Source organism: Streptomyces sp. CB01881 (genome assembly GCF_002953255.1).
In the GTDB taxonomy this organism is placed as follows: domain Bacteria; phylum Actinomycetota; class Actinomycetes; order Streptomycetales; family Streptomycetaceae; genus Kitasatospora.
Window position 1 is genome coordinate 11,018,627 of sequence record NZ_CP026498.1, and the last position, 1,906, is coordinate 11,020,532.

Consider the following 1,906-nt stretch of genomic DNA (forward strand, 5'->3'; position numbering starts at 1 on the left):
GGCCTGAGCCGCCCTCGCCCGGCTGATCGATCTCTCGCCCAGCTACCTCAACCAGTTGGAGCACGACGCCCGCCCGCTCACCGTGCCCGTCCTGCTGCGCCTCACCGAGGCCTTCGGGGTCGAGGTCGGGTACTTCGCCCCGCCGGACAGCGCCCGGCTCACCGCCGAACTGCGCGACGCGCTCGGCGAGGAGATCGCTGCCGGCCGGGTCACCGCCGGCGACCTCGACGAGCTGGCCGCGCGGCTGCCCGCCGTGGCGCGGCTGCTCATGGACCTCGGCCGCAGCCGGCGGGCGGTCTCCGAGCAACTCGCCGTCCTCGCCGGGGAACGCGGCCCGGTGGCCGACGCCCTCACCCCGCACGAGAAGGTCCGCGAGTTCTTCTACCGCCGCCGGAACTACCTCGACGAACTCGACACCGCAGCCGAGGAGTTGGCGACGGCCATCGGCCTCCGGCGCGGGGAGGTCCGGGCGGTCCTGGCCGAGCGGCTCGTCTCGGGCCACGGCGTACGGACCGTCGCCGGAGGCGAGCGCCTGCACCGGTACGACCCCCGCACCAGGGTCCTGCACCTGTCGGACCGGCTGCGCCCGGGCCAGCAGGCGTTCCGGATGGCCACCCAGCTCGCCTACCTCGAGCACGACCCGCTGCTGTCCGAACTAGCCGCCCAGGACAGCCCGGAGGGATCCACCGCCTGGTCGCTCACCCGGATCGGCCTCGCCAACTACTTCGCCGCCGCGCTGGTCCTCCCCTACACCGCGTTCCACGCCGAGGCCGAGTCCGCGCGCTACGACATCGAGCACCTCGCCGACCACTTCGGCGTCGGCTACGAGACGGTCTGCCACCGGCTCAGTACGCTGCAGCGGCCCCGGTTGCGCGGCGTGCCGTTCTCCTTCGTCCGGGTCGACCGGGCCGGCAACGTCTCCAAACGCCAGTCCGCCACCGACTTCCACTTCTCCCGCACCGGTGGCACCTGCCCGCTCTGGAACGTCTACGAGGCCTTCGCCTCGCCGGGCCGGGTCCACGTCCAGGTCGCCGCCATGCCCGACGGCCGACGTTACCTGTGGACGGCCCGCGCCGTCACCCGCTCACCCGGTGGCTGGGGGCACCCCGGCAAGACCTTCGCCATCGGCCTCGGCTGCGAGATCCGCCACGCCTCACGGCTCGTGTACTCGGCGGGGCTGGATCTGGGTGACGCGCAGGCCGCCACCCCGATCGGTCTCGGCTGCAAGGTGTGCGAACGCCCGGCCTGCCCGCAGCGGGCCGCGCCCGCCATCGGCCGCCCGCTCGCGGTCGACGAGCACAGCAGCACCTTCGTCCCGTACCCCGCGCTGCCCGACCCCCGGGCCGGGAGGCCACGCGAGTGAACCCCGCCGGACCACCCGTCCCGTCACGTTCCGCAGCACGGTTTCTGAGCATGGATCAGACACGGTCGAGCAGCCGGGCGATGTGCGGGTCACGGAGAACGTAGCGGACGGTCCGGCCGTCCCGGGCGGCCGACACGATGCCGGTGACGCGCAGCAGGCGTAGGGCCTGGGACACCGTGGTGTCGCGGATCCCGGTCGCGAGGGCGAGATCGGTGACGCAGATCGGCCCGGCCCGGTGAATGGCGATGAGCAGGGCGAGGCGACCGGGATCGGCGAGCAGCGAGAACATCTGGGACACGGCTCTCACACGCTCCCGATCGGACACGGCCGTGTGGGCGGTGCGCATGGCGGTGTCGTTGATCGCGGGCCGGGCCGGCGGGGGCTGGAATTCCGTGTCCAGTGCTCTGTCCTCGTCTGGGGAGTGCCGAAGGCCGGCCGGGGCGACGTGGTGTCGCCCCGGCCGGCCTTCGGCGTGGTGATCGTGGAACGGCCGGTGCCTCAGGGTGCGGAGGCGGCCGCCTCCCGGATGCCGTCCCGGTCGGC

Annotated in this window: 1 protein-coding gene and 1 pseudogene; one reads left to right on the forward strand and one right to left on the reverse strand. The window is 73.6% G+C overall.

From position 1 onward, the window contains the following. Positions 1-7: 7 nt before the first annotated feature. Positions 8-1,363 (forward strand): annotated as a pseudogene (locus C2142_RS37460) (short-chain fatty acyl-CoA regulator family protein); the annotation flags it as partial. Between the two features lie 55 nt (positions 1,364-1,418). On the opposite strand, the gene C2142_RS37465 reads toward C2142_RS37460, so the two are convergent. Next, complete coding sequence (locus tag C2142_RS37465; RefSeq protein ID WP_241003346.1) at positions 1,419-1,652, reverse strand: metalloregulator ArsR/SmtB family transcription factor; 234 nt, start codon at positions 1,650-1,652, stop codon at positions 1,419-1,421. Positions 1,653-1,906 lie beyond the last annotated feature (254 nt).